Origin of the sequence: Paractinoplanes maris, assembly GCF_023544465.1 — a bacterium.
Classification (GTDB): Bacteria; Actinomycetota; Actinomycetes; order Mycobacteriales; family Micromonosporaceae; genus Actinoplanes; species Actinoplanes maris.
Genome location: NZ_JALPVL010000014.1, coordinates 40788 through 62677, shown reverse-complemented (window position 1 = coordinate 62677; position 21890 = coordinate 40788). Strand labels below are relative to the sequence as shown.

Annotated in this window: 17 protein-coding genes; 8 read left to right on the top strand and 9 right to left on the bottom strand. The window is 72.5% G+C overall.

Annotation, left to right across the window (positions count from 1 at the left end; translation table 11 throughout):
- Window positions 1–4 precede the first annotated feature (4 nt).
- Window positions 5–1960: an elongation factor G gene (locus NAG42_RS35175; protein WP_250036369.1), complete on the bottom strand. Its 1956-nt coding sequence runs from the start codon at window positions 1958–1960 to the stop codon at window positions 5–7.
- 211 nt (window positions 1961–2171) lie between these two features.
- Between NAG42_RS35175 and NAG42_RS35170 the strand changes: the two genes are divergently transcribed.
- Entirely contained in the window at window positions 2172–4448 is a 2277-nt protein-coding gene (locus NAG42_RS35170; RefSeq protein WP_250036368.1) for a M4 family metallopeptidase, read from the top strand.
- 46 nt (window positions 4449–4494) lie between these two features.
- On the opposite strand, the gene NAG42_RS35165 is transcribed toward NAG42_RS35170, so the two are convergent.
- The 3 genes from NAG42_RS35165 to NAG42_RS35155 all read right to left on the bottom strand — a co-directional run bounded on the left by NAG42_RS35165 (window position 4495) and on the right by NAG42_RS35155 (window position 7219).
- Entirely contained in the window at window positions 4495–5706 is a 1212-nt protein-coding gene (locus NAG42_RS35165) for an alpha/beta hydrolase (protein WP_250036367.1), read from the bottom strand.
- 70 nt (window positions 5707–5776) lie between these two features.
- Window positions 5777–6064 (bottom strand): hypothetical protein, encoded by a 288-nt coding sequence (locus NAG42_RS35160; RefSeq protein ID WP_250036366.1) that lies wholly within the window; start codon window positions 6062–6064, stop codon window positions 5777–5779.
- 276 nt (window positions 6065–6340) lie between these two features.
- On the bottom strand, window positions 6341–7219 hold the full coding sequence (locus NAG42_RS35155; protein ID WP_250036365.1) for an RpnC/YadD family protein: 879 nt from the start codon (window positions 7217–7219) through the stop codon (window positions 6341–6343).
- 183 nt (window positions 7220–7402) lie between these two features.
- Between NAG42_RS35155 and NAG42_RS35150 the strand changes: the two genes are divergently transcribed.
- Window positions 7403–8200 carry a class I SAM-dependent methyltransferase gene (locus NAG42_RS35150; protein WP_250036364.1) on the top strand — a complete coding sequence of 266 codons (798 nt, stop codon included), beginning with the start codon at window positions 7403–7405 and terminating at the stop codon, window positions 8198–8200.
- A gap of 59 nt (window positions 8201–8259) precedes the next feature.
- On the opposite strand, the gene NAG42_RS35145 is transcribed toward NAG42_RS35150, so the two are convergent.
- From NAG42_RS35145 to NAG42_RS35125, 5 genes are all read right to left on the bottom strand, one after another.
- Window positions 8260–9789, bottom strand: a complete 1530-nt coding sequence (locus tag NAG42_RS35145) for a M4 family metallopeptidase (RefSeq protein WP_250036363.1) — start codon at window positions 9787–9789, stop codon at window positions 8260–8262.
- A gap of 109 nt (window positions 9790–9898) precedes the next feature.
- On the bottom strand, window positions 9899–12430 hold the full coding sequence (gene rph, locus NAG42_RS35140; protein ID WP_250036362.1) for a rifamycin-inactivating phosphotransferase: 2532 nt from the start codon (window positions 12428–12430) through the stop codon (window positions 9899–9901).
- An 87-nt stretch (window positions 12431–12517) separates the two neighbouring features.
- Window positions 12518–13966, bottom strand: coding sequence for a glycoside hydrolase family 76 protein (locus tag NAG42_RS35135; protein ID WP_250036361.1), 1449 nt, complete (start codon window positions 13964–13966; stop codon window positions 12518–12520).
- Window positions 13967–14060: 94 nt separating this feature from the next.
- Window positions 14061–14720: a response regulator transcription factor gene (locus NAG42_RS35130; RefSeq protein ID WP_250036360.1), complete on the bottom strand. Its 660-nt coding sequence runs from the start codon at window positions 14718–14720 to the stop codon at window positions 14061–14063.
- Entirely contained in the window at window positions 14717–15733 is a 1017-nt protein-coding gene (locus NAG42_RS35125; RefSeq protein WP_250036359.1) for a sensor histidine kinase, read from the bottom strand. Before NAG42_RS35125 ends, NAG42_RS35130 begins: the two co-directional genes overlap by 4 nt.
- Window positions 15734–15818: 85 nt before the next feature.
- Between NAG42_RS35125 and NAG42_RS35120 the strand changes: the two genes are divergently transcribed.
- Genes NAG42_RS35120 through trpC form a run of 6 tightly spaced genes read left to right on the top strand, consistent with a single transcriptional unit; the run spans window position 15819 to window position 21886 of the window.
- Window positions 15819–16535, top strand: coding sequence for an ABC transporter ATP-binding protein (locus NAG42_RS35120; protein ID WP_250036358.1), 717 nt, complete (start codon window positions 15819–15821; stop codon window positions 16533–16535).
- Window positions 16532–18016 carry a DUF1349 domain-containing protein gene (locus tag NAG42_RS35115; RefSeq protein WP_250036357.1) on the top strand — a complete coding sequence of 495 codons (1485 nt, stop codon included), beginning with the start codon at window positions 16532–16534 and terminating at the stop codon, window positions 18014–18016. The genes NAG42_RS35120 and NAG42_RS35115 overlap by 4 nt, the downstream gene beginning before the upstream one ends.
- On the top strand, window positions 18013–18711 hold the full coding sequence (locus tag NAG42_RS35110; protein ID WP_250036356.1) for an ABC transporter permease subunit: 699 nt from the start codon (window positions 18013–18015) through the stop codon (window positions 18709–18711). The genes NAG42_RS35115 and NAG42_RS35110 overlap by 4 nt, the downstream gene beginning before the upstream one ends.
- A 30-nt stretch (window positions 18712–18741) precedes the next feature.
- Entirely contained in the window at window positions 18742–19809 is a 1068-nt protein-coding gene (locus tag NAG42_RS35105; protein ID WP_250036355.1) for a hypothetical protein, read from the top strand.
- Between the two features lie 54 nt (window positions 19810–19863).
- Window positions 19864–21069 (top strand): helix-turn-helix domain-containing protein, encoded by a 1206-nt coding sequence (locus NAG42_RS35100; protein WP_250036354.1) that lies wholly within the window; start codon window positions 19864–19866, stop codon window positions 21067–21069.
- 34 nt (window positions 21070–21103) lie between these two features.
- Window positions 21104–21886, top strand: a complete 783-nt coding sequence (trpC, locus tag NAG42_RS35095; RefSeq protein ID WP_250036742.1) for an indole-3-glycerol phosphate synthase TrpC — start codon at window positions 21104–21106, stop codon at window positions 21884–21886.
- The last annotated feature ends 4 nt before the right edge of the window (window positions 21887–21890 follow it).

Genomic DNA, 21890 nt, shown 5'->3' with positions numbered 1-21890 from the left:
CGCGCTAGCGGGGTACGGCGCGGAACCACTCCTCGCGGTCGGCGGGGTCGGGGCCGCGGCGGGGGAGGGTCGGTGGGGCCTCGCCCGTGACCGGGGCGTAGTGGTCGAAGTGGGTGGTCAGGACGGCTTCGCCGCCGGTCAGATCGGGCAGGGCGGCGACCACCAGCGGGATCCGGGCCGAGGGCAGGGTGCCGCTCACCTCCAGGTATCCGCCGGCCGCGGCGGTGTCGTCGATGACCGCGCCGGCCCGGCCCAGCAGGGCTGTCACGGTGTCGAAACTCTGGTGCGGGAGGTTGACGTCGAAGCGTTCGAACGGCTGGCAGACCCGGGTGCCGGCCCGGTGCAGGGCCGCGGCCACCACGACCTGGGCCAGGTGGCGGAAATCGGCGGCCACGCTCGAGATCGACTTGTCGAACCTCTGGTGCGGCCGGCTCTGCCGCGGCCAGTACTGCGACGACGTCATGGTGACCGTGCCGTCGGTGACCGGCCAGCCGTTCCGGCCGTGGCGCAGGGCGGTGCGCACGCCTTCCTCCGTCGCCGCGACGAACGCCGGGGGCAGCCGGCCCGGTTCGACGCCGGGGCGGAACTCGATGCCGTGCCCGACCCGGGCGGCCTCGATGCGGAGCCCGACCCCGGCCAGGTACGGATTGCCGCGTTCCTTGATCCGGTCCTCGGCGGCCCCGGTGCCGGCGACCCTCTCGATGCAGGCCGTCAACGTGCCCGAGAACTTCACCCGTACGCCGTAACGGTCCTCCAGAAGGGCGGCGATCACCTCCTTCTGCACCTCGCCGTGCAACCGGATCACCGCCTCGCCCTGCTGCTCGTCGAGCCGCAGGTCGACCAGCGGGTCCTCGTCGGCCAGCTGGGTCAGACCGGCGAACATGGCCAGGCGCTGTTCCGGGCGCACCGGTTCGACCAGCGCCTGCCGGGTCGGCGGCGGGAACCGGTAGAGGTCACGCCGCGGCGGGTCGCCGACGTGCTGACCGATCCGGGCCGGCACCCCGCGGATCGCCGCGATCTGACCGGCCGACGCCGACGGGCGCACCAGGACGCCGCCGGGTTCGCTGACCGCGATCTCGGTGATCGTCTGCGGCCGGCCCCCGGCGAGCTGCACCTTGTCGCGTACCCGAAGCTGCCCGGACCACAGACGCAGCCAGGCCCGTCGTCCGTGCCCGTCACGGTCGACGGCGAAGACCGTGCCCGTCGGCGGGCCGTCCCGGTCGTCGCTGCGCGGCAACAGGTCGGCCAGGAGGCGCCGCAACTGCGGCACGCCGGCCCCGGTGATCGCCGAGCCGCAGGCCACCGGGGTGAGCTCGACGCGGCGGACCGCCCGCCGCAGGGCGCGCCGGACATCGCGGACGCGAAGCGGCTCGTCCTTCAGCCACCGCGCCGCCACCGCGTCGTCGACCTCGGCCACCGCCTCGACGACGCGTTCGGTGTCCAGGCCGACCGGTCGCACCCGGGCAGCCCGCCCGCCCTGCCCGGTGACCTCGGTGAGCACGACCGGGCGTACGCCGAGCCGCTCGCGCAGCTGGGTGACCACCCGGTCGACATCGGCGCCGCGGCGGTCGACCTTGTTGAGGAAGAACATCGTCGGCACGCCGATCCGGCGCAGCGCGCGCCAGATCGCCACGGTCTGCGGTTGCACGCCCTCCACGCCGGACACCACCAGAACGGCGGCGTCGAGCACGGCCAGCGACCGCTCGACCTCGGCGATGAAGTCGGGGTGGCCGGGCGTGTCGAGCAGGTTGACGGTGAGGTCACCGAGGCGGAGCGACGTGACGGCGGCCCGGATGGTGATGCCGCGCTGCCGCTCCAGCTCCATCGAGTCGGTGCGGGTGGTGCCGGCATCCACGCTGCCGGGTGACGCGACCGCTCCCGCCTCGTAGAGCAGGCGTTCGGTCAGGCTGGTCTTGCCGGCGTCAACATGGGCGACGATTCCGAGGTTGAGCAATGCCAAAGCAGGTCTCCACGGTAGGACGAACAAAGGTCCGGAGCGTGGAAGCTGCTCGCATTGGTGACTCCTCGTGGTCGACAGCAGGACGTTCTCACCCTGGCACGGCCGGCCGGGACACGCCACCGATTTCCGCCGACGGGCGGCGCCCGGGACCACACGCATCGAGGAAGTCCGCTATGTTGCCCGTCGATCGACTACGGGGGACGGGGAACACGTGGCTGGACGACGCGTACTGGCCGGCTTGGTGGGCACCATGCTCGCCGCCGGCGCCGCGATAACGACGACGAGCGGGCCGGCGGTGGCCGCCCCGGCCTCGCCCGACCGCGCGGCGGTGCGGGGCGGCCCGGACGAGCAGTACTCGGTGCGCGACGTGGTGGTGGATCGGGACGGCACCCGGCATGTCCGGTACGACCGCAAGTACCGGGGCCTGGAGGTGCTCGGCGGGGACTTCGTCGTGCACTCGGCGGCCGGTGGCCGGGTCATCGGCACCACGGTGGCCCAGGACCAGGTCATCAAGGTCCCGGCCAAGCCCGCCGCCTCGGAGAAGAAGGTGGCCGCCGACTTCCAGGGCAAGCGGACGCTCGTCGTCGACGCGGCTGCCGGGCGGCCGGTGCTGGCCTGGCGCATCGCCGGCCCGGGCGTCGAGTACATCGTGGACGCGACGACCGGCGCCCTGCGGCGCCAGGTCGACGACCTCCGGACGGCCGGGGCCGCCGGCACCGGTCACGGCCTGCTCGCGGGCGACGTGGCGCTCACCACCACCCAGCGCCCGGACGGTCGCTTCGAGCTGGTCGATGAGGACCGGGGGAACTCCGAGACCCGCAACGGCGAGAACCTCAACGGCCCCGCGCGCGAGCAGACGACCGCCTTCGTCGACGCCGACAACACCTGGGGCGACGGCACGATCGCCGACCCGGCCACGCTCGCCGTCGACGTCCAGCATGGTGTGCGGCAGACGTGGGATTACTTCCTCGAGACGTACGGCCGGAACGGCATCGCCGACGACGGCCGGGGTGCCCTGGCGGTGGTGCACGACCGCTCGGCCGACGGGAACGCCAGCTGGAGCGACTCGTGCTTCTGCCTGCGGTTCGGCGCCGGTGACTCCTTCAGCAAGGCGCTGACCTCGCAGGACATCGTGGCCCACGAGTGGGCGCACGGGGTCACCGGCGCGACCGCCGACCTCGAGTACTGGGGGCAGTCGGGCGCGCTCAACGAGTCGGCCAGTGACATCTTCGGCACGCTGGTCGAGTTCGCCGCGGCCAACCCGGCCGACCCGCCCGACTATCTCGTCGGCGAGCTGACCGACTTCGGCGGTGAGGGCCTGCCGTTGCGCTACCTGGACGACCCGGCCCGCGACGGCGAGTCGATCGGGTGCTGGGACGGTGACGTACGGGACGTGCACTACCTCTCGGGCGTGCCCAACAAGTTCTTCTACACGCTGGCCGAGGGCAGCGCGAAATCCGAGTGGGGCGAGTCGAAGCCGTGCGAGGGCGCGGCTCCGGTGACCGGCATCGGGCGCGACAAGGCCGGGGCGATCTGGTACCACGCGCTCACCCGCTACATGGTGTCCACCACCGACTTCGCCGAGGCGCGCGACGCGACCCTGCGCAGTGCCACCGACCTGTACGGCAAGACCAGTTCCGAGTACGCCGCGGTGGCCGCCGCCTGGACCGCCGTGCACGTCGAGTCGAAACCGCCGGCCGCGCAGTACCCGGTCATCGCCGAGATCGAGAATCGAGTCGACCGGGCCGGTGAGCCCGTCCGCCTGCAGGTCGAGGCGTCCGACCCGAACGAGGAGCCGCTGACCTTCACCGCCGAAGGCCTGCCCCAGGGCCTCACCATGAGCGGGAGCGGCCTGATCACGGGGACGCCGGTCGAGGACAAGCGGGTGGTCACGAGCATCAAGGTGGCGGACCCGGGCGGACTCTGGGACTCGACCGTCTTCATCTGGGACATCCAGGCCCCGCCGGTCATCACCGGCCCCGGGCCGCAGAAGCACCGGGCCGGCGACTCCGTGCTGCTGAGTCTGGAGGCCACGGACGTCGACCTGGTCACGTGGACGGTGACCGGGCTGCCGGACGGGCTGACCGCCAACGACTACGGCCGGATCACCGGCACGCCCACTCGGGAGGGCACGTACGAGGTCACCGCCACCGCCACCGACCGGGACGGTGCCGCCTCGTCGGTGGTCTTCGCCTGGACGATCACCGAGGCGCCGCCCGCGGCTCCGGTGCCCTACCTGCTCGCGTTCTGGTCGGACGCCGACGTGGTGGTCTACTGGTCCTCGCCGACCAGTGACTACGACTCGATCAAGGGCTACGAGCTGACGATCTCACCGGGCGGCCCGACGGTCCTGGTCGAGGACGGTTACACCCAGTCCACGACGATCCCGGATCTCGACCCGGCCCAGGTCTACACCGCCTCGGTCGTGGTGGTCTACCGCGACGGCCGCCGCAGCGCCCCCACAACCGCTGACGTCTGGGCGGAATAGCGGAAGCGGCCGCCCCCCTCCGGGCGGCCGCTCCCTGACCGGTTGGTCAGCGGCGGGCCTTGAGCCAGCTCTGGATGTCGGCGATGACCTGCTTGTCTGGCTGGCCGAACACCGGGGTGAACTTCGGGGTGATGTTCATGGTGTGGGCCATGCCCGGGTAGATGACGATCTTGTGGTCCTTGTTGCCGGCCTTGGCCACGGCGGCGTCGGCCACCAGCGCGGCGCGAGCCGGCGTCTGCAGGTCGTTCTCGCCGTTGAGCAGCAGCGTCGGGCCGGCGAACTTGGGCAGCGCCTGCGACACGGTCGGGAAGCGCGCGATGTCGTTGGCGTAGTCGATCACCGGCTGGTCGAGGTCGGGCAGGTTCGGGTAGTCGTCGATGTGGGTGACCTCGCGCAGCACGGCGCCGGCCTCGGTGTCGATGGCGATCTGGCCGTCGCGGTCGGTGTCGGTGCTGGGCTTGACCTTCTTGCCGTCGAGCAGCACCGAGCGGAACTGGTCGGCCACCTCCCGGGGCTGCCCGACCAGGCCGTCGGTGGCCTCGGCGGCGGTCAGCCGGCCGTCGGCGTTCACGTCGAACTCGTCGTGCATCTGCAGCAGCAGCCGGCCGAAGATCTGCAGCGTCAGCAGCTGCTTGATGGGCAGGCCGACCACACCCATCTCGACCACGCCGGCCGGCGTCGGGATACCGAACTTCTGGGGCTCGGCGGCGAGGTTGGCGGCCACGTTGGTGCCCTCGCTGTGCCCCAGCAGGAAGATCTTCGACGGGTCCACCCGGGAGGACTTCGCGGCGAACCGCACCACCGAGGCGGCGTCGAGCTGGATCTGGCGGTACGGGTTCTTCGGGTTCAGCTGGGCCGGGTCGGTCGTCTCGACCGGGCCGATGCCGGTCACGCCGCGCTTGTTGAAGCGCAGGGTGGCGAAGTTCTCGCGGCTCACGGCCTGGGCCAGCGGCACGAAGGTCGAGCCCTGGCCCTCCGGCAATGTCTGGTTCATGTCGTTGTGGCCGCTGCCGTGCAGAAAGATGACGAGCGGCAGGCGGCCCTTCGAGCCGGTGGGGTAGGTGAGCTCGGCGCCGGTGACCCAGCCCTTCCCGAAGTCGATCCGAACCTGCTCGCGGGTGACGCCGGCCCACCCGGACGGCTGACCGGCGGCGGGGCGCTCCGTGACGCCGGCGTTGGCCACTCCGGCACCCGCTGCGAGGACCCCGGCAGCGGTGAGGCCGATCGTCAGTTTGCGGAAGTTCTTCGTCGTCGTCATGCCGGAAACGCTATTTTCCGCAGCCACCGAGATCGATCCGGCCAGCTACCCGATCGAGGTATAGCCTGCTCTACCGGACCGATAGGCGGGCGGCTCCTACCCGCGCCAGGCGCGCCCCTCCGGAACGCAGCTCGGCCAAGGTCGTACCGGCGACGATGCGAGCGATGTTCCCGTCGTGGTCGCTTTCGGCGAGTCGCCGGGCCAGGTCGTCCAGGTCAGCGAGTTCGCCGTACTGCGCCCGCAGAAGCGCGCGCATCCCGTCGAGGCGGCCCTGTTCCAGGCCTTGCTCCAGTCCTTGTTCCCGGTTTCGGCGGGCAATCTCGCGGCCCGCCTCGGTTTGCTCGAGAACGTCGTTCATGCCACTCCTTCGCAGGGCTTCGAGAAGCCGGACCCAGGAGTGACCCTCCCGCCACCGTCGCCCACGGCAATCTGCTGTCGAGACGTTTGAGTAGTTCACGCTGGATGCGGGGCGGCGGGAACGGGCTGACGAATGATGGCCGTATCCCGCTGCAGTGACGACCGGGCGGCTCCTGAACCGCGATCGTGTCGGTCGTCGCAGAACGCGATGCTGGCGGTCTAGGCGCCCACGCCGCCTTCCGAGCGAACGGGCGTTCTCGGCGGTCCGGCGTCCCGTTCAGTCGTAGGAGCGCAGCTCGACCAAGGTCACACCGGCGACGATGCGGGCGATGTTCCCGTCGTGGTCGCTGTCGGCCAGTCGCCGGGCGAGGTCGTCCAGGTCGGCGAGATCGCCATATCGCGCCCGCAGGAGAGCCCGCATCCCGTCGACGCGGCCTTGCTCCAGGCCTTGCTCCCGGTTTCGGCGGGCGATCTCGCGGCCGGACTCGGTTTGTTCGAGGACGTCGTTCATGCCTCTCCTTCGTAGTGCTTCGAGTACTTGGACCGCGAGTGACCCTCCGACGAGCATACCGAGCTCGATCTGGACCAGTTGTTCCTCGAGGGCGCCGGTCGCGGCGATCCGATCGGCGACGCGTTCGGCGAGGTCGCCCGGTGGTTTCTGGGTCCATAGGGCGAGTGGTGCCAGGGGGCTGGCGAGCAGGGTGCTGGGGTCGAGGTCGTCGGGTACGTTGACCGATCGGTAGTCGAGCCGGGCTTGGTCGCGTTCGAAGCGGCCGGGGAATCCGCCGCCCAGGGGCCAGAGCACGACCTGGTGAATGCGGTGTTGTGCGCGGCGGTATTTGAGTGCGAGGGCGGCCCAGTAGGCCACCATGCGTTCTTGGAAGTCCTCGGTGCGCTGGACTTGGACTTCGAGGTGGTAGATATCGGCCGGCATGTCGTCGTGGTGGACGAGGAAGACTTTGTCGCGTTGGCGGCTGCGTTGGCGTGGTTGTTCGGTGGGGCCGTCGAGGATCACGGTTTGGCCGTCGAGTCGTGCGCCGCACAGCAGGTGCAGGGCGTCGCGGGGGTGGGCCTCGAGGAGTGCTTTGTACAGGCCGTCGAAGTCGCGGGTCGGCGTAGGCGGCGGCACGGCATCGGCGGCCACGCTGTCGGTCATGGTTCCTCCTCTGCGCCGACCATCGGCACGACGCACAGCATGGCGTGCGTATGACTAGTAGTTAAGAGACTGGATGTCGTCCGCCTAGATTCGCCGTGTTGGGTGCGGCGATGAGGGCCGGCAGGGAGGAGCGGCGACCGTAAACCGTTCGCCTGCGGCGCCGGGGCGTCGGAGGATGCCGGGATGAGCGAGCCGACGACCGAGATCGTCACCTACTACGAGGACAGGTATTCCGAGGCGGAGCGGCTGGACCGGCGCCCGCAGGCCCGGCTGGAGCGGATCCGCACCCTGGAGCTGCTCCGCGACCTGCTTCCGGCCGGACCGGCCCGGGTGCTCGACGTCGGCGGCGGGCCCGGCGCGTACGCCCGTGAGTTGATGGCCGACGGCCACCGGGTGCGGCTGATCGATCTCGTACCCGCGCATGTCGCTCAAGCCCGGGCCGGGACACCGGCGATCGACGCGGCCGTCGGTGATGCCCGGGATCTGGCCGAGCCGGACGCCGCCTGGGACGCGACCCTGCTGCTCGGTCCCGTTTATCACCTGCAGGAGCGGGCCGACCGGGTGCGGGCGATCCGGGAGGCGATCCGGGTGACCCGTCCAGGTGGTCCGGTCGCCGTCGCGGCGATCTCGCGGTTCGCCGGGCCGATCGACTTCGCGGCCACCGCCCGGTTCGACGACCGAATGCTCGCCGAATCGCGCCGGCTGGTGACCGATGGCAACAACATCGTCGGTGGCGGCTTCACCCACGCCTACTTCCACCGGGTGCCCGAGCTTCTCGACGAGTGTGCGGAGGCCGGGCTGGCCGGCGTGACGCTGCACGGCGTCGAGGGGCCCGCCTGGCCCGCGGCCGAGGCCGCCGTCCACGGTCCCGCCGCGGAGGTCGTCTTCGACGCCGCCCTGCAGCTGGCCCGGCTCTACAGCACCGAACGGGATCTGGCCGCCGTGAGCTGCCATCTGCTCGTCACCGGAACCGCCCGCTGAACAGAGCTCGGCCCGGCGCGTCGGGGGACACGCCGGGCCGAGCCGGTCTCACCGATCGATCAGCAGGTGGGCTCGCCGGACTGGGCCGGCAGGCTGACCGCGTTCCAGGCGGCCTTGACCGCGTTGAACTGGGTGCAGCTGCCCGGGTTGAGGTTCTTGGCGGCCTGCAGCGTCCACACGCGGTACTTGGCGTAGGAGGAGCTGGAGGTCTTGAGCAGCATCGCGTTGTACATGATCTTCATGGCGGCCTGGATGCCGACGCCGGTCACCGTGCTGCCGTTGCAGGTCGAGCTGGCCGGCTGGCCGTTGCCGCCGCTGCCCTGGGCCAGCAGGTAGAACCAGTGGTTGCCGGGACCGGCGGCCGAGTGCACCTCGGAGCCGGGGGTGCTGCTCGAGTAGCAGTTGGCGTCGCCGGCCAGCGACGGGTTGTACATGTACCGGATCGGGCCGCTGCCGACCAGGTTCACTTCCTCGCCGACCTGGTAGTCGAACGGGTCGCTGGCGTTGGCGGCGTACGCCTCGGTGGCCGCGCCGATGGTGTCGGCCACGAACTCCTGGGTGCCGCCCTTCGAGATGCCGCCCGGGGTCTTGTCGTCGATGCCGTGGCCCAGCTCGTGGCCGACCACGTCGAGCGACGAGATCCACCGGCCCGCGGTGTTCTTGCCGATCTGGATCTGGGTGCCGTCGTAGTACGCGTTCTGCTGGTTGAGCCCGACCCGGATCGGCCACGCGCCGCCCGAGCCGTTCTGCCCGTTGCGGCCCAGCCACGCCGTGAGCATCGCCTTCTGCTTCTGCGCCACATAGAGCGCGTCCACGCAGCCGGTCTCCTTGCTGGTGCCGTTGCCGTTGCCCCACACGTTGTCGGGGCCGCTGAAGGTCACCCGGGTCGAGGCGTCCTGGCAGCTCAGGTTGGTGATCGACGGGTCCTTGAGGGAATACGTCGAGCCGGACTGGGTGGTGTTGAGCGAGACCGTGCCGTTGATCCAGCCGGTGCCCGTGCCGGTGGCCTCGGTGACGTGCTCCTCGGTGGCCAGCACGGCCCCGGTGGAAGCGTCCACGTCGACGGTCAGGCGGCTGACGCCCTCGGCGCCGGTGCCGTTGACCGTGGTCTCGTAGGCCAGCTTGGCCGCCGCGCCGTCGGTCGCGACGACGACCAGCCGGGTCGCCTCGACCCCGGTCACCGTCGTGAGCTGACCCCTGGCGGTCGCGATGGCCGCGCTCTCGGTCACCTTGGCCACGGTGGAGACCTCGCCGACCGGGCTGCTCTGCGCGACCGACGTGTACCGGGTCTGGCCGGCGTCGTCGGTGACCACCACGAAGTCGCCGCCCTTGACCGGGAGGCCCTTGTAGGTGCGGTCGTAGGCCGCGTAGGTCAGCCCGTGCGACTTGTAGACCTGGCGCCGCTGGAACGTGTCGTGCTTGCTCGCCCGCAGAACGGACGGGCGGGCCTGGACCGCGGCGTCGGCCGCCGCGACGGCGTCCACCGACGGGGTCGGCGGCTTCGCGGCGGCCGGGCCGGTCACCGCGACCAGCGCCGACGCGGCCGCGGTGCCCGCGGCCAGCGCGATGACTAGGGGGGTTCGCACCATTTCGCGTACTCCTTTCCCGCCCAACGGGGGGTAGCGGGCGGGCTCGATCTCCGGCGCGCGGCGGATGGCCGGCGCCGACTGAGACACGAGTGACGCTATATATAACGGTCTATGTCGCGATAGAGGGAAAACCCTCGTCGGTGAGGATCTCGACGTACCCGTCGGTGCCGTGCACGCGGATCCGTTGCCCGTCGCGGATCAGCGTGGTCGCCCGCTCCACGCCGACGACCGCGGGCAGGCCGTACTCCCGGGCGATCACCGCGCCGTGGGTCATCAACCCGCCGACCTCGGTCACCAGCCCGGCGATCGTGACGAACACCGGCGTCCAGCTGGGATCGGTGTAGGCGGTGACCAGGATGTCGCCCGGCTCGAGCTCGGCGGTGGCCAGGTCGCGCAGCACCCGGGCCCGGCCCTCGACGGTGCCGCTGGAGACCGGCAGTCCGGCCAGCGCGCCGGCCGGCAGGTCCGCGTGCCCGTAGCCGGCGGTGAGCACCTCGCCGTCCGAGGTGAACACCCGGGGCGGGGTGAGTGCGAGGTACGACGCGTACGCCTCCTTGCGCTCGCCGATCCGCTCCCGCGCGCGGCCGGCGTCACCGAGCTCGTCGAAGCTCAGGAAGAAGATGTCCTCCCGATCGTCGATCAGGCCGGCCGCCACCATCCGGCCGGCCTCGGCCGTCAGGGCCCGCTTGTAGACCAGATAGCGGCTGATCATGTGGTACTTCGGGTACTCCCGGTACCCGCTGAACGTGCGGACGCGGTCGATCATCGCCGCGGTCTCGGCTGCCTGCTCGGGCTTCAGGCGCGCCAGCAGGTCGGCCCGCTTGGCCTCGGCCTGCCGCCGGCCCTGCTCGAAGAGCCGCTCGTGGGCGCCGGGCTCGAAGTTGCGGACGTTGCCGAGGATGAGCGGGACCAGCGCGGTGGGCTGCTCGCTCCACCGGGGCCGGGTGATGTCGATCTCGCCGACGCACCGCATCCCGTACCGGTCGAGGAAGGCCCGGATGGCGTCCCGGGCCTCCTGGCCGCCGGGCAGCGCGGCGAGCTCGTCCAGGAAGTCGTCGTCCTCGACCCGGTGCAGGAAGGCGACCACCTCGGGGTGCGGCCGGATCACGTCGGCCACGTCGAGCAGGGCCAGGCCCATCTCCGAGGTGACGTTGTGCGGGACGGACTGGGCGAGGGTGTCGGCCACGTTCCGCTCGCCCAGCCACTCGAGCATGTGGTCGTTGAGCCACCGGCTGGCCTCCATCCCGGCCATGATCGCCTGCAGGCTGCGCGGGTCGGACTGCATGGCCCGCCGCAGTTCCGGGACGTCGGCCCGGATGAAGTCGAGCAGAGCCGATCCGGACAGCCCGCCGATGGCCTGCTCGGTGGCCGCCAGGGCCCGCTCGAACTGCTCGATCAGCTCGGTGACGACGGCCGGGTCGGCGGCCGGCAGGGTGGGGCTGCTGCCCGGTGGCACCCAGGCCGGCCGGTCGCTGTCCGGGGGTGGAGGCAGGAAGCCCTCCCGCTCGACGGCCGTCCGCAGAGCGCCGCCGATCAGCGGATCCGACCGGCCGAGGGCGTCGATCAGGTTCTCCCGGCTGCCCGGCGCGGCCAGCATCGGGGTGACGTCGACGAACAGCCGCCCGCCGGCCACGGCCATCGGGCGCGGGGTGGTCATCTGCCAGAACGAGATCCCCAGCGGCTTCATCGGGTCGGTCATCATCTGCTGGTGACCGACCGAGACGTACACGTGGTTCTGGGCGTCATCAGTGCCCGGCACCGGGAAGAGCGTGGTGATCGGCCGGCTCTGCACGATCTGGAACCCGTCACCGGTCCGGCACCACTCGATGTCCTGCGGGCGCCCGAAGTGGGCCTCGATCCGCTGGCCCAGCCCGACCAGCTCCAGCACCTCGGCGTCGGTCAGCGCCGCCTGCTCCCGGCGGTCCGGCTCGATCGCCCGTTCCCCGGTGCCGCCCGCGTCCAGCGGCTCGACGGCGAGCCGTTTGACGGCGACGGCCCGGCTGATGATCGCGCCGTCGCGCACGCGGTAGACGTCCGGATTGACCAGGCCCGAGACCAGCGCCTCGCCGAGCCCGAAGCCGGCGTCGACCGAGGAGACCGTACGGTCGGAAGTGACCGGGTCGGCGGTGAACAGGATGCCCGACGCCCGCGGGAACACCATCTGCTGCACGACGACGGCCATGCGCACCTGGCGGTGGTCGATGCCGTGCCGCAGGCGGTAGCTGATCGCCCGGTCGGTGAACAGCGAGGCCCAGCAGAGCCGGATGTGCTCCAGCACCGCCTCGGGTCCCACCACGTTCAGGTACGAGTCGTGCTGGCCGGCGAACGAGGCGGCCGGCAGGTCCTCGGCGGTGGCGCTGGACCGCACGGCATACCCGCCGGGCCCCACCCGGCGGGTGATCTCGGCGGCCAGCTCGTCCGGCACGGAAGCCTCGCGGACGGCCCGGCGCAGCTCCGCCCCGGCCGGCAACCGATCGAGCACGTCGATGATCTGCTCGAAGGCCACGGTCGTCACGCAGAACCCGGGCGGCACCCGCACCCCGTCGATGCGGGTCAGCTCGCCCAGGTTGGCGCCCTTGCCGCCGGCCAGGGCGACCTGGTCCGGGCGGATGTCGGTCAGGTCCAGAACGTAACGCGTCACAGCTCAGAATCTCCCTCGGTGGCGTCGACCGGGGAGATTGTCCGGCAAATCAGGGGGCTTGCCGCAAGACGGGCACTCCGCTATACGTTAAAGAGGGGCCACGTTGAGCAGGTCGAGCGCGGCGTGCTGACACGCGTGAGCGCTCGGCACGAAGGGTCCGGCCCAGTGGATGCCGTATTCGTCGAGGCTGTTCCGATCGCGGGTGAAGGCCGAATTGGCCTGCCGTTGCAAGTAGCCGCCATAGACCCCGCCGAGCGCCTGGTTGAGCACACCGAGGCCGCGCGCGTAGGCGCCCTTCCATGACGGCTGGTCACCCTGGCAGCTCTCGCCCTCGCCGGGCTCGCGCAGGATGCCGCCCGAGTTCAGCGCGGCGTGGGTGGTGGAGGCATCGCCGATCCGGCGGGCCACGGTCAGCGCGTTGGCGTCCCCGGTGGCCCGGTTCAGCTGCACCAGGGCGTTCATCAGGACGCCGGAGTTGTAGGTGAGCGGCCCGCTGGTGCCGCGGCAGGTGTCCAGGCTGATCCGGTCGATCACCAGGTTGTTCGAGCTGATCATGCCCGTGCCCTCGAACCAGGTCCACCCGGCGCGGGCCCGGTTGCGATAGAGCGTGTCGCCCGGCACCCGCTGAGCCAGCTCGGCGTTGAGCTGGATGTAGAGGCTGTTGGCGATGGCCACCTTGGACGTGCGGTCGGTCCGCCACCAGACCCCGCCGCCGCAGGTGGTGTCCCAGTAGGCGTGCATGTGGTCGGCGCCGGCCCGCGCGGTGGCCAGATAGCGGCTGTCGCCGGTCAGGTCGTACGCGGCGAGCCAGGCCAGTCCCCACCAGCCGGTGTCGTCCAGGTATTCGTTGCGGAACTGCCCCTGACGGCTGGCGACCTGCTTGTCGTACGTGTTGGCGATCGCGTACTGATAGCTGGCCATCCCCGAGACCCGGATGTTGCCGATCAGCGCGGTCAGCGCGTTGGCGCTGGTCCACCAGGCATTGCCGTCGAACAGCCCGGTGGACTGGTCGTAGCGCATCATCAGCGCGGTGGCGGCCGCGGTGCCCCGGCCGGCCGCGTTCCAGGTGCTGCGGGCCCACCCGGTGCAGGCGATCTCGGGCCGGTCGCCGGCTTTGCCGCAGGCGCGCAGGGCGCCGACGCCCCGCTGCACCCAGTCGTCGACGTTGGCCATCGTCGTGCGGGTGGCGCCGGCTCCGGCCGGCACGGCGGTGCTGCCCAGCCGGCTGCCGGCGGCCCAGGTGCGGCCGCCGTCGAAGGACCGGTCCAGCCAGACCTCGTCACCGGCCCGGCCGCCCGCGAGCGAGGCCCAGCCCATCGAATCGGCGTCGTCCACGTGCAGCGTGACGGTGCGCCCGTAGAGCGTGCTGCTCACCGGTGTGCGATCCGCACCGGCCAGGGCGGCGTCGCGCCCGTCGCAGTAGCGGTTGCAGACGACGACGGCGGCGGCGGCCGGCGCGGCCGAAGCCGGCAGCGGCCCGGCGACCGCGGCGACGGCCGTCCCGATGGCCGCGATCTGGTTCCAGCGCACCGGCATGACCCACCTCCGCAATGGTCGTCGCAGCATTGTCACCGGATGTATTTATTTAGGTCAATGTATTCGGGGGCCGATGCGCCTGCCCGAACGCCGCTCACCCGGCCAGGCGGTAGCCGACGCCGGGCAGGGTGACGATGGCGGGCGGTTCGCCGAGTTTGCGGCGCAGGCGGCCGACGGTGACCGTGACCGTGTTGGTGAACGGGTCGGCGTTCTCGTCCCACACCTGTTCCAGCAGGGCCTCGCTGCTCAGGTAGCCCGGCGCCGCCCGCATCAGCGCCTCCAGCACCGCGAGCTCCTTCACCGACAGCGGCACCGGCACGCCCGAGCGGGTGGCCGTCCGGCGGACCGGGTCGAGCTCGAGGTCCCCGGCCCGCAGGGTGCGGGGCGTCGCCGCGGGCCGTCGCCGGGCCAGTGAGCGCACCCGCAGCACCAGCTCCGGGAAGTGGAACGGCTTGGCCAGGTAGTCGTCGGCGCCCAGCGTCAGGCCGCGCACCCGGTCGTCGGCCGAGCCGGCCGCGGTCAGCATGAGCACCATCGCCCGCTCGGCCCGGCCGGTGATCATCTCGCACAGGGTGTCGCCGCTCAGGCCGGGCAGGTCGCGGTCGAGCACCACCACGTCGTACGTGTTCACGTCGAGCTTGGCCGCGGCGGTCAGCCCGTCGAGCGCCACGTCGACCGCCATCCCCTGGTCGCGCAGCCCCTCGGCGACCACCTCGGCCAGCGCGGCCGCGTCCTCCACGACCAGGACCCTCACGGCTGCAGCCGGATCTCGACGCGCAGGCCGCCCGCGGGTCGCGCCCGCAGGCCGAGCGAGCCGCCGTGCGCCGACGCCACCGCCGAGGCGATGGCCAGGCCCAGCCCGGTGCCCGAGCCGCCGGTGCGGGAGATGCCGAGCCGCCGGAACGGGCGCCCGAGCATGGCCACCTGGCCCGGGTCGAGGACCGGGCCGTCGTTCTCGACGACGACCGTGCCGGGCGCGAGGCTCACCCGCATCCAGCCGCCGGGCTCGTTGTGCCGGACGGCGTTGTCGACCACGTTGGACACCATCCGGGCCAGCAGCACCGGGTTTCCGACGGTCACGAAGTCGTCGCCCTCGACCGGGACGCCGGCCGGGATCAGCGACCGCATCGACAGCGGGGTGCGGCCGTCGAGCGCGCCGTGCTGGGCGCGGGCCAGCACGAGCAGTCCTTCCAGCAGGGTCTCGAGCTGGTCGAGCTCGGTGCGGATCCGCCCGCCCAGCCGGACCACCTCGGCCGGTGGCGCCGCCTTGGCCTCGGCCACGTCGACCGCGGCCCGCATGGTGGCCAGCGGCGTGCGCAGCTCGTGCGAGGCGTCGGCCACGAACCGGCGCTGGGCCGCGAACGACTCCTCGAGCCGGCCGAGCAGGTCGTCGATGGTGTCGGCGAGATCCTTGACCTCGTCGGCCGGTCCGGTCACGGCCAGCCGGGAGTGCAGGTTGTCGGCGGTGATCCGCCGGGTGGCCGCCGTGATCGTGCGCAGCGGCCGCAGCACCCGGTCCGCCGCGGCCCGGCCCAGCAGCAGCGACAGCACCAGCATGACGAGCACGGCGACCAGGACGCCGACCAGGAGCTGCCGGGTGTGGGCGGCCGCGGCGGCGTCGATCTGCTCGGCCGCCGCCGGTCCGAGCGGCTCACCGGCAGGCCGGGTCGACCGCACCCCGAACGCGGCCACGATGGCCAGCAGCCCGGCCCCGGACAGCAGGAAGAGCACGCCGTAGAGGAGGGTGAAACGCAGCCGGACGCCCATCCGCACAGCATGCCTGCCCGGAGGTGACAGCGGTATGACAGCCTTCGTCGCGCCCGGGTTAGGTCCGCCGCCGTAGACATCCGGCATGACCACCATCGAAGTGAACGGATTACGCAAACGGTTCGGCTCGTCGGCCGCGCTGGACGGGATGACCTTCGTCGTCCGGCCGGGCCACGTCACCGGTTTTGTCGGCCCCAACGGCGCCGGGAAGTCGACCACGCTGCGGATGATCGTCGGGCTGGACCGGCCGGACGCGGGCACCGCGACGATCGGCGGCCGCCGCTACGCCGAGCTGCCGTGCCCGATGCGGCACGCCGGGGCGCTGCTCGACCCGCACGCGCTGCACCCGGCTCGCAGCGGCCGTGACCACCTGCGGTGGCTGGCCCGCTCGCAGGACCTGCCGGACACCCGGGTCGACGCGGTGCTGGCGCTGGCCGGCCTGACCGCGGCCGGGCGGCGGACGGCGGGCGGATACTCACTCGGCATGCGGCAACGGCTCGGGGTGGCCGCCGCGCTGCTCGGCGACCCACCGGTGCTGCTGCTCGACGAGCCGTTCAACGGGCTCGACCCGGCCGGCATCGTCTGGATGCGCGGCCTGCTGCGCGATCTGGCCGCCGACGGCCGGTCGGTGCTGGTCTCCAGCCACCTGATGAGCGAACTGCAGGACATGGCGGGGCACGTGGTGGTGGCCGGGCACGGCCGGGTCGTCGCCGACGCCGGGGTGGACGAGCTGATCGGCGCGTACACCTCGCTGGAAGCGGCCTATCTGGAGCTCACGGCGGGCGTCGGGGGCATCCGGTGATCTGGCGGGCCGAATGGCTGAAGTTCCGCACCGTCCGGGGCTGGATGTTCGGCGCCGCGGCGGCCGTGCTGATCGTGGTGGCGCTGGGCGTGCTGGCCGCGACCAGCGTGACGATGTCGTGCATGGACGGCACCCACGAGGTCGACTGCCCGGCCCCGCCGACCGACTCGGCCGGTCGGTCGGTGGCCGACAAGTTCACCTTTGTGCACCGGGCCCTCGACGGCGACGGGTCGATCACCGCCCGGGTGGGCGGCCTCGACGGCACGATCACCTACCCGCCGCCGGATCACGACGAGATCGTGCGCGGGGTGGTGCCGTGGGCCAAGGCCGGCCTGATGGTCAAGGACGGCACTGAGCCCGGGGCCGACTACGCGGCGGTGATGGTGACCGGGTCGCACGGCGTCCGCATGCAGTCCGGCTTCACCCGCGACCGGGCGGCGGTGCCGGGGCGCGAGGCCTGGCTGCGCCTCACCCGGCAGGGCGACGAGATCACCGGTGACGTCTCGGCCGACGGCGCCGCCTGGCAGCGGATCGAGACCGTACGCCTCGACGGCCTGCCCGCCACCGTGCAGATCGGCCTCTTCGTCACCTCACCCAACGGGATGACGGTCGAGGAGAACCCGCAGGGCGGCCACGCCGTCGCCGCCCGGTGGACGCAGGCGACGGCCCAGTTCTCCCAGGTCAGCCCGGCCGGTGGGTGGACGGAGTCGCTGGTCGGCTACTCCGATTACCGCACGACGTGGGAACAGGCCCATCCGCCGGGCCACACCGAGACCGGCGGCGTGATCACGGTGGCCGGAGCGGGCGAGATCGGAATCGACAGTGAGAACGGTTTGGCCGTGGAGCGGGTGCTGACCGGAGTCTTCGCCGGGCTGCTGCCGCTGATCGTGGTGGCCGTGCTGTGCGGGACGGCCGAGTTCCGGCACAGGATGATCCGCACGACGCTGGCCGCCATGCCCCGCCCGGTGCGGGTGTCCGTGGCCAAGGCCGGGGTGGTCGGCGTGGTGTCGCTGCTGGCCGGTCTGGTGGCGGTCGCGGTGACGCTGCCGGTGGCGTCGCGGATGCTGCGGGCCAACGCCGTGGTGGTGCTGGCCGTGTCGTGGCCGACCATGCTGCGGATCGCGCTCGGGACGGCGTTGCTGCTGTCGCTGGCCGGCGTCCTCGCGTACGGGGTGGGCGCCTTGCTGCGACGGGCCGTGCCCGCGGTCGTCGCCGTGACCGCGCTGCTGCTCGCGCCGCCGATCCTGGCCGTCACATCGGTCCTGCCGCCGGACGTGGGCACCTGGCTGCTGCGCCTGACGCCGGGGGCCGCGTTCGCGATCCAGCAGAGCGTCGCCGCGTATCCGCAGCTGTCCCGGCCCCAGACGGTGGCCGACGGCTATTTCCCGCTGCCGCCCTGGGCCGGCCTGGCCGTGCTGGCGCTGTGGGCGCTGGCCGCCGTCGCCGCGGCCACCTGGCGGCTGCGGCGGAGTCCGGCGTGAGGGCGGCCTGGCGGGCCGAGTGGGCCAAGCTGCTCACCGGCCGGGCCGCGCCGGCCGTGCCGCTCGGGCTCGCGGTGCTGCTCACCGCGGGCGGGGTGGCGCTGGGCCGCGATTCGGTCGATCCGGTGCAGTTGCGCCTGCTCGGCGTCCGCCTCGGGCAGGCCGCCGTGGCCGCGGCCGGCGTGCAGCTCCTGGCCGGCGAGTACGGCAGTGGCCTGATCCGGACGAGCCTGCTCGCCGTCCCGCGCCGCCTCGACCTGCTGGCCGCCAAGGCCGCTCTGCTCACCGCGTTCGTGGCGCCGGCGGCCGGGCTCGCCGTCGGGGTCGCGGTGATCGGCCTGCCGCCCGGGGGAGCCCTGGCCCGGGCGGCGGTGGCGTCGGTGGTGTACCTGATCCTCGTCGGCCTGCTCGGTCTCGGCGTGGCCGCGGTCGTCCGCAACTCGGCGACGGCCGTGGGCATCGTCCTGGCCCTGCTCTACCTGATGCCGATGGTGCTGCGCATGCTGCCCGACCCGGACTGGCAACGGGTGCTCTACCGGCTGACCCCGGCCACGGCGGTGCAGGCCCTGACGACCTCGACGGCCGGCCCGGTCGCGTTGCCGCTGAGCCCGGCGGCCGCGCTGGGCGTGGTCGCTGCCTGGGCGGCGGGTGCGCTGGCCCTGGGCGCGTTCGTGCTGCACCGCCGCGACGCGTAGAGCCGGGGATCTTGTGCGAAGCTGCGCGGTGTGAGTACCGGTGCGGCCGTGGTCTTCGCCGCTGTCGTCGCGGCGCGATTTCTGCTGCCGCTGGCCATCCCGTTCTTCCCGTTGCCGGCGATCGTCGCCTGCCTGGTCCTCGACGGGGTGGATCAGACGATCTTCCAGGCCTTCGGCCACGACCCGCCCGGCTACCAGGCCTACGACAAGGCGATGGACGTGTTCTACCTGGCCATCGCCTACCTGTCGACGCTGCGCAACTGGACCAGTGAGCCGGCCTTCCGGATCGCCCGGTTCCTGTTCTTCTACCGGCTGGTGGGTGCGCTGCTGTTCGAGCTCACCCACCAGCGGTGGCTGCTGCTCGTGTTCCCCAACGTCTTCGAGTACTTCTTCATCGCGTACGAGACGATCCGTGCCCGGTGGTCGCCGGTCACCTTCCTGATCGGCTGGTGGCTGAGCGTGGCCGGGCTGATCTGGGTGGTCGTCAAGCTGCCGCAGGAGTGGTGGCTGCATGTCGCCCAGCTCGACGTCACCGACGAACTGGCTGAGCACCGGTGGGTCATCGGCCTGCTCGTCGTCGTGGCGGCCGGGCTCGCGGTGGTGTTCCAGCGGGCCGTCCGGCCCCGGTTGCGCCCGGCCGACTGGGACTGGCGGATCCGCCCCGAGCCGCTGCCCGAGGCGATCGACGAGGCCCACGAGCAGAGTGCGTGGCGGACCCGCAACGACGCGGTGTGGTCGAGGAACACCCTCGAGAAGGTGGTGCTGCTCGCCCTGATCTGCTGCATCTTCGGCCGGATGCTGCCCGGCTTCACCGGTACGGAGACCGAGCTCGTCATCGGTGTCGGCGTCACCGTCGTGCTGAACACGGCGATCACCCTGGCCGTCGCCCGGCGCAGCTGGACCGTCCGTTCGACCGCGCTCGCCTTCGCCCTGCGGCTGCTGGTGATGGTCGTGCTGGCCGCCGTGGCCAACGGGATTCTCGGCGGGCGGTTGGACGGCTACGACACGCTGTTCTTCCTGACCATGATCGCGCTGATCACCACGCTGCACGACCGGTGGCGCCCGGTTCACGAGTACCGCCGGGTGGCCCCGGCGTGAGCCGGCGGTACAACCATGTACCACCGCCGCGGCGGGCGGCGTTACGGTCGGCCCATGAAGCCACGACCCAGTGCCGACCCCGGCATCGGCGGCCGGATCCGGGTGCGTCGCCTGACGCGCGGGTGGAGCATCCGCTTCGCGGCCAGCCGGGCCGGGGTGTCGCACGCCACCTGGAGCCGGATCGAACGGGGGATCCAGGCGGCCGACAACCGGTTCACCCTCGCGGGCATCGCCGAGGCGCTCGAATGCTCGCCGGCCGAGCTCGCCGGCTCGCCCGTGCCCGCGGCCGACCCGGAGGTGCTGGCCGCGCTGGTGGGCGCGGACGCCGTACGCCGGGCTCTGATCGACGGTGACCTGAGCGAGCCGGCCGAGGGGCTGGCGCCGCCGCTGGGCGACCTCGAGCGCACGGCCGACCTGGCCGAGTCGCTGCTGCACGCCTGCGACTACGCGGCGGTGACCCGGATCCTGCCCGGCCTGCTGCACGACCTGCACATCGAGACGGCCGGGCCGCACGCCGCCCGGGCGCTGCGCCTGCTGTGCGCGGCCACCTCCACCGCCTCGTCCGTGCTGCGCAGCCTCGGTCTGCTGGCCGACGCCTGGCTGGCCGGGGAGCGCTGCCAGCAGGCGGCCGACGCTTGCGGCGATCCGGTCCTGCAGGGCTACGCGGCCTACACGCGGGCCAGCGCGGCCACCACGGCCGGCTCCTACCAGCGCGGTCTCACGCTGGCCGAGCGGGCGGCCGACGAGTTGCAGCGGCACGTCGCCCGGCCCGGGGCGGCCGAGGTGCTCGGCTGTCTGCAGCTGGTGTGCGCGCTGGCCAGCCAGGGCAGCCGCCGCCTCGACGAGAGCCGGGCCTGGTCGGACGAGGCGGCCGGGCTGGCCCGGCGCACCGGCGAGACGACCACGAAAGGGTTGTTCTTCGGCCCGACCAACGTCGACCTCTGGCGGATCAGCATCGAGGTCGAGGAGGGTGATCCCGGCCGCGCGGTCGAGATCGCCCGGCGCACCCGGCTCGCGGCCGTGCCGGTCGGCATCCGCCAGGTCTACTACTACGCCGACACGGCGCGGGCACTGGCCATGCTGCGCAACCGCGACCGCGAGGCCGTCCGCCTGCTGCTCAACGCCGAGCGCATCGCGCCGCAGCACGTGCACGGGTCGGCCGACGTCCGGGAGACGGTGCGGACCCTGCTCGAACGCTCCCGGCACCAGGCCGGCGGCAGCGAGCTGCGCGGCCTCAGCGCCCGGCTGCTCGATCGGTGAGCCTTCCCGCCTAGGGTGCTCAGTCGTGAGCAATGTGCTGGAGGAGATCCTGGCCGGCGTCCGCGCGGACGTGGCCGGGCGGGAGGCTCGGACGAGCCTCGACGAGATGGTGTCCCGGGCCGGGGCGGCGGTTCCGGCCCTCGACGCGTACGGGGCACTGGCCGGCCCCGGCGTGTCGGTGATCGCCGAGGTCAAGCGGCGGTCACCGTCCAAGGGCGACCTCGCGCCGATCGCCGATCCGGCCGCGCTGGCCGCCGGTTACGAGGCCGGCGGGGCGGCCTGGATCAGCGTGCTGACCGAGGAGCGGCGGTTCGGCGGGTCGCTGGCCGACCTGATGGCGGTGCGGCAGGCGGTCGGCATCCCGGTGCTGCGCAAGGACTTCCTGTACGGCGAATATCAGGCCTATGAGGCCCGGGCCGACGGCGCCGACGTGGCTCTGCTGATCGTCGCCGCCCTCGACCAGCCCACGCTGACCCGGCTGCGGGTCCTGCTCGAGGACGAGCTGGGCATGACCGCGCTGGTCGAGGTGCACAACGAGGAGGAGGTGAGCCGGGCGGCCGATGCCGGCGCCCGGGTGATCGGCGTGAATGCCCGCGACCTGCGCACGCTCCAGGTCGACCGGGGCACGTTCGAGCGCCTGGCCCCGCTGCTGCCCGGCCCCGCGCTCAAGGTGGCCGAGTCGGGGGTGCGCGGCCCGGACGACCTGATCCGCTACGCGGCCGCCGGTGCCGACGCCGTCCTGGTCGGCGAGGGCCTGGTCACCCACCGGAGCCCCCGTGACGCCGTGGCCGCGCTGGTCGAGACCGGCCGCCGCTGAGGGC

Excerpts from the sequence above, each read along its gene's own strand:
- NAG42_RS35165 (WP_250036367.1), bottom strand. The coding sequence starts at position 5,706 with ATGACGACGACGAAGAACTTCCGCAAACTGACGATCGGCCTCACCGCT.
- NAG42_RS35160 (WP_250036366.1), bottom strand. The coding sequence starts at position 6,064 with ATGAACGACGTTCTCGAGCAAACCGAGGCGGGCCGCGAGATTGCCCGC.
- NAG42_RS35155 (WP_250036365.1), bottom strand. The coding sequence starts at position 7,219 with ATGACCGACAGCGTGGCCGCCGATGCCGTGCCGCCGCCTACGCCGACC.
- NAG42_RS35150 (WP_250036364.1), top strand. The coding sequence starts at position 7,403 with ATGAGCGAGCCGACGACCGAGATCGTCACCTACTACGAGGACAGGTAT.
- NAG42_RS35145 (WP_250036363.1), bottom strand. The coding sequence starts at position 9,789 with ATGGTGCGAACCCCCCTAGTCATCGCGCTGGCCGCGGGCACCGCGGCC.
- NAG42_RS35135 (WP_250036361.1), bottom strand. The coding sequence starts at position 13,966 with ATGCCGGTGCGCTGGAACCAGATCGCGGCCATCGGGACGGCCGTCGCC.
- NAG42_RS35125 (WP_250036359.1), bottom strand. The coding sequence starts at position 15,733 with ATGGGCGTCCGGCTGCGTTTCACCCTCCTCTACGGCGTGCTCTTCCTG.
- NAG42_RS35120 (WP_250036358.1), top strand. The coding sequence starts at position 15,819 with ATGACCACCATCGAAGTGAACGGATTACGCAAACGGTTCGGCTCGTCG.
- NAG42_RS35100 (WP_250036354.1), top strand. The coding sequence starts at position 19,864 with ATGAAGCCACGACCCAGTGCCGACCCCGGCATCGGCGGCCGGATCCGG.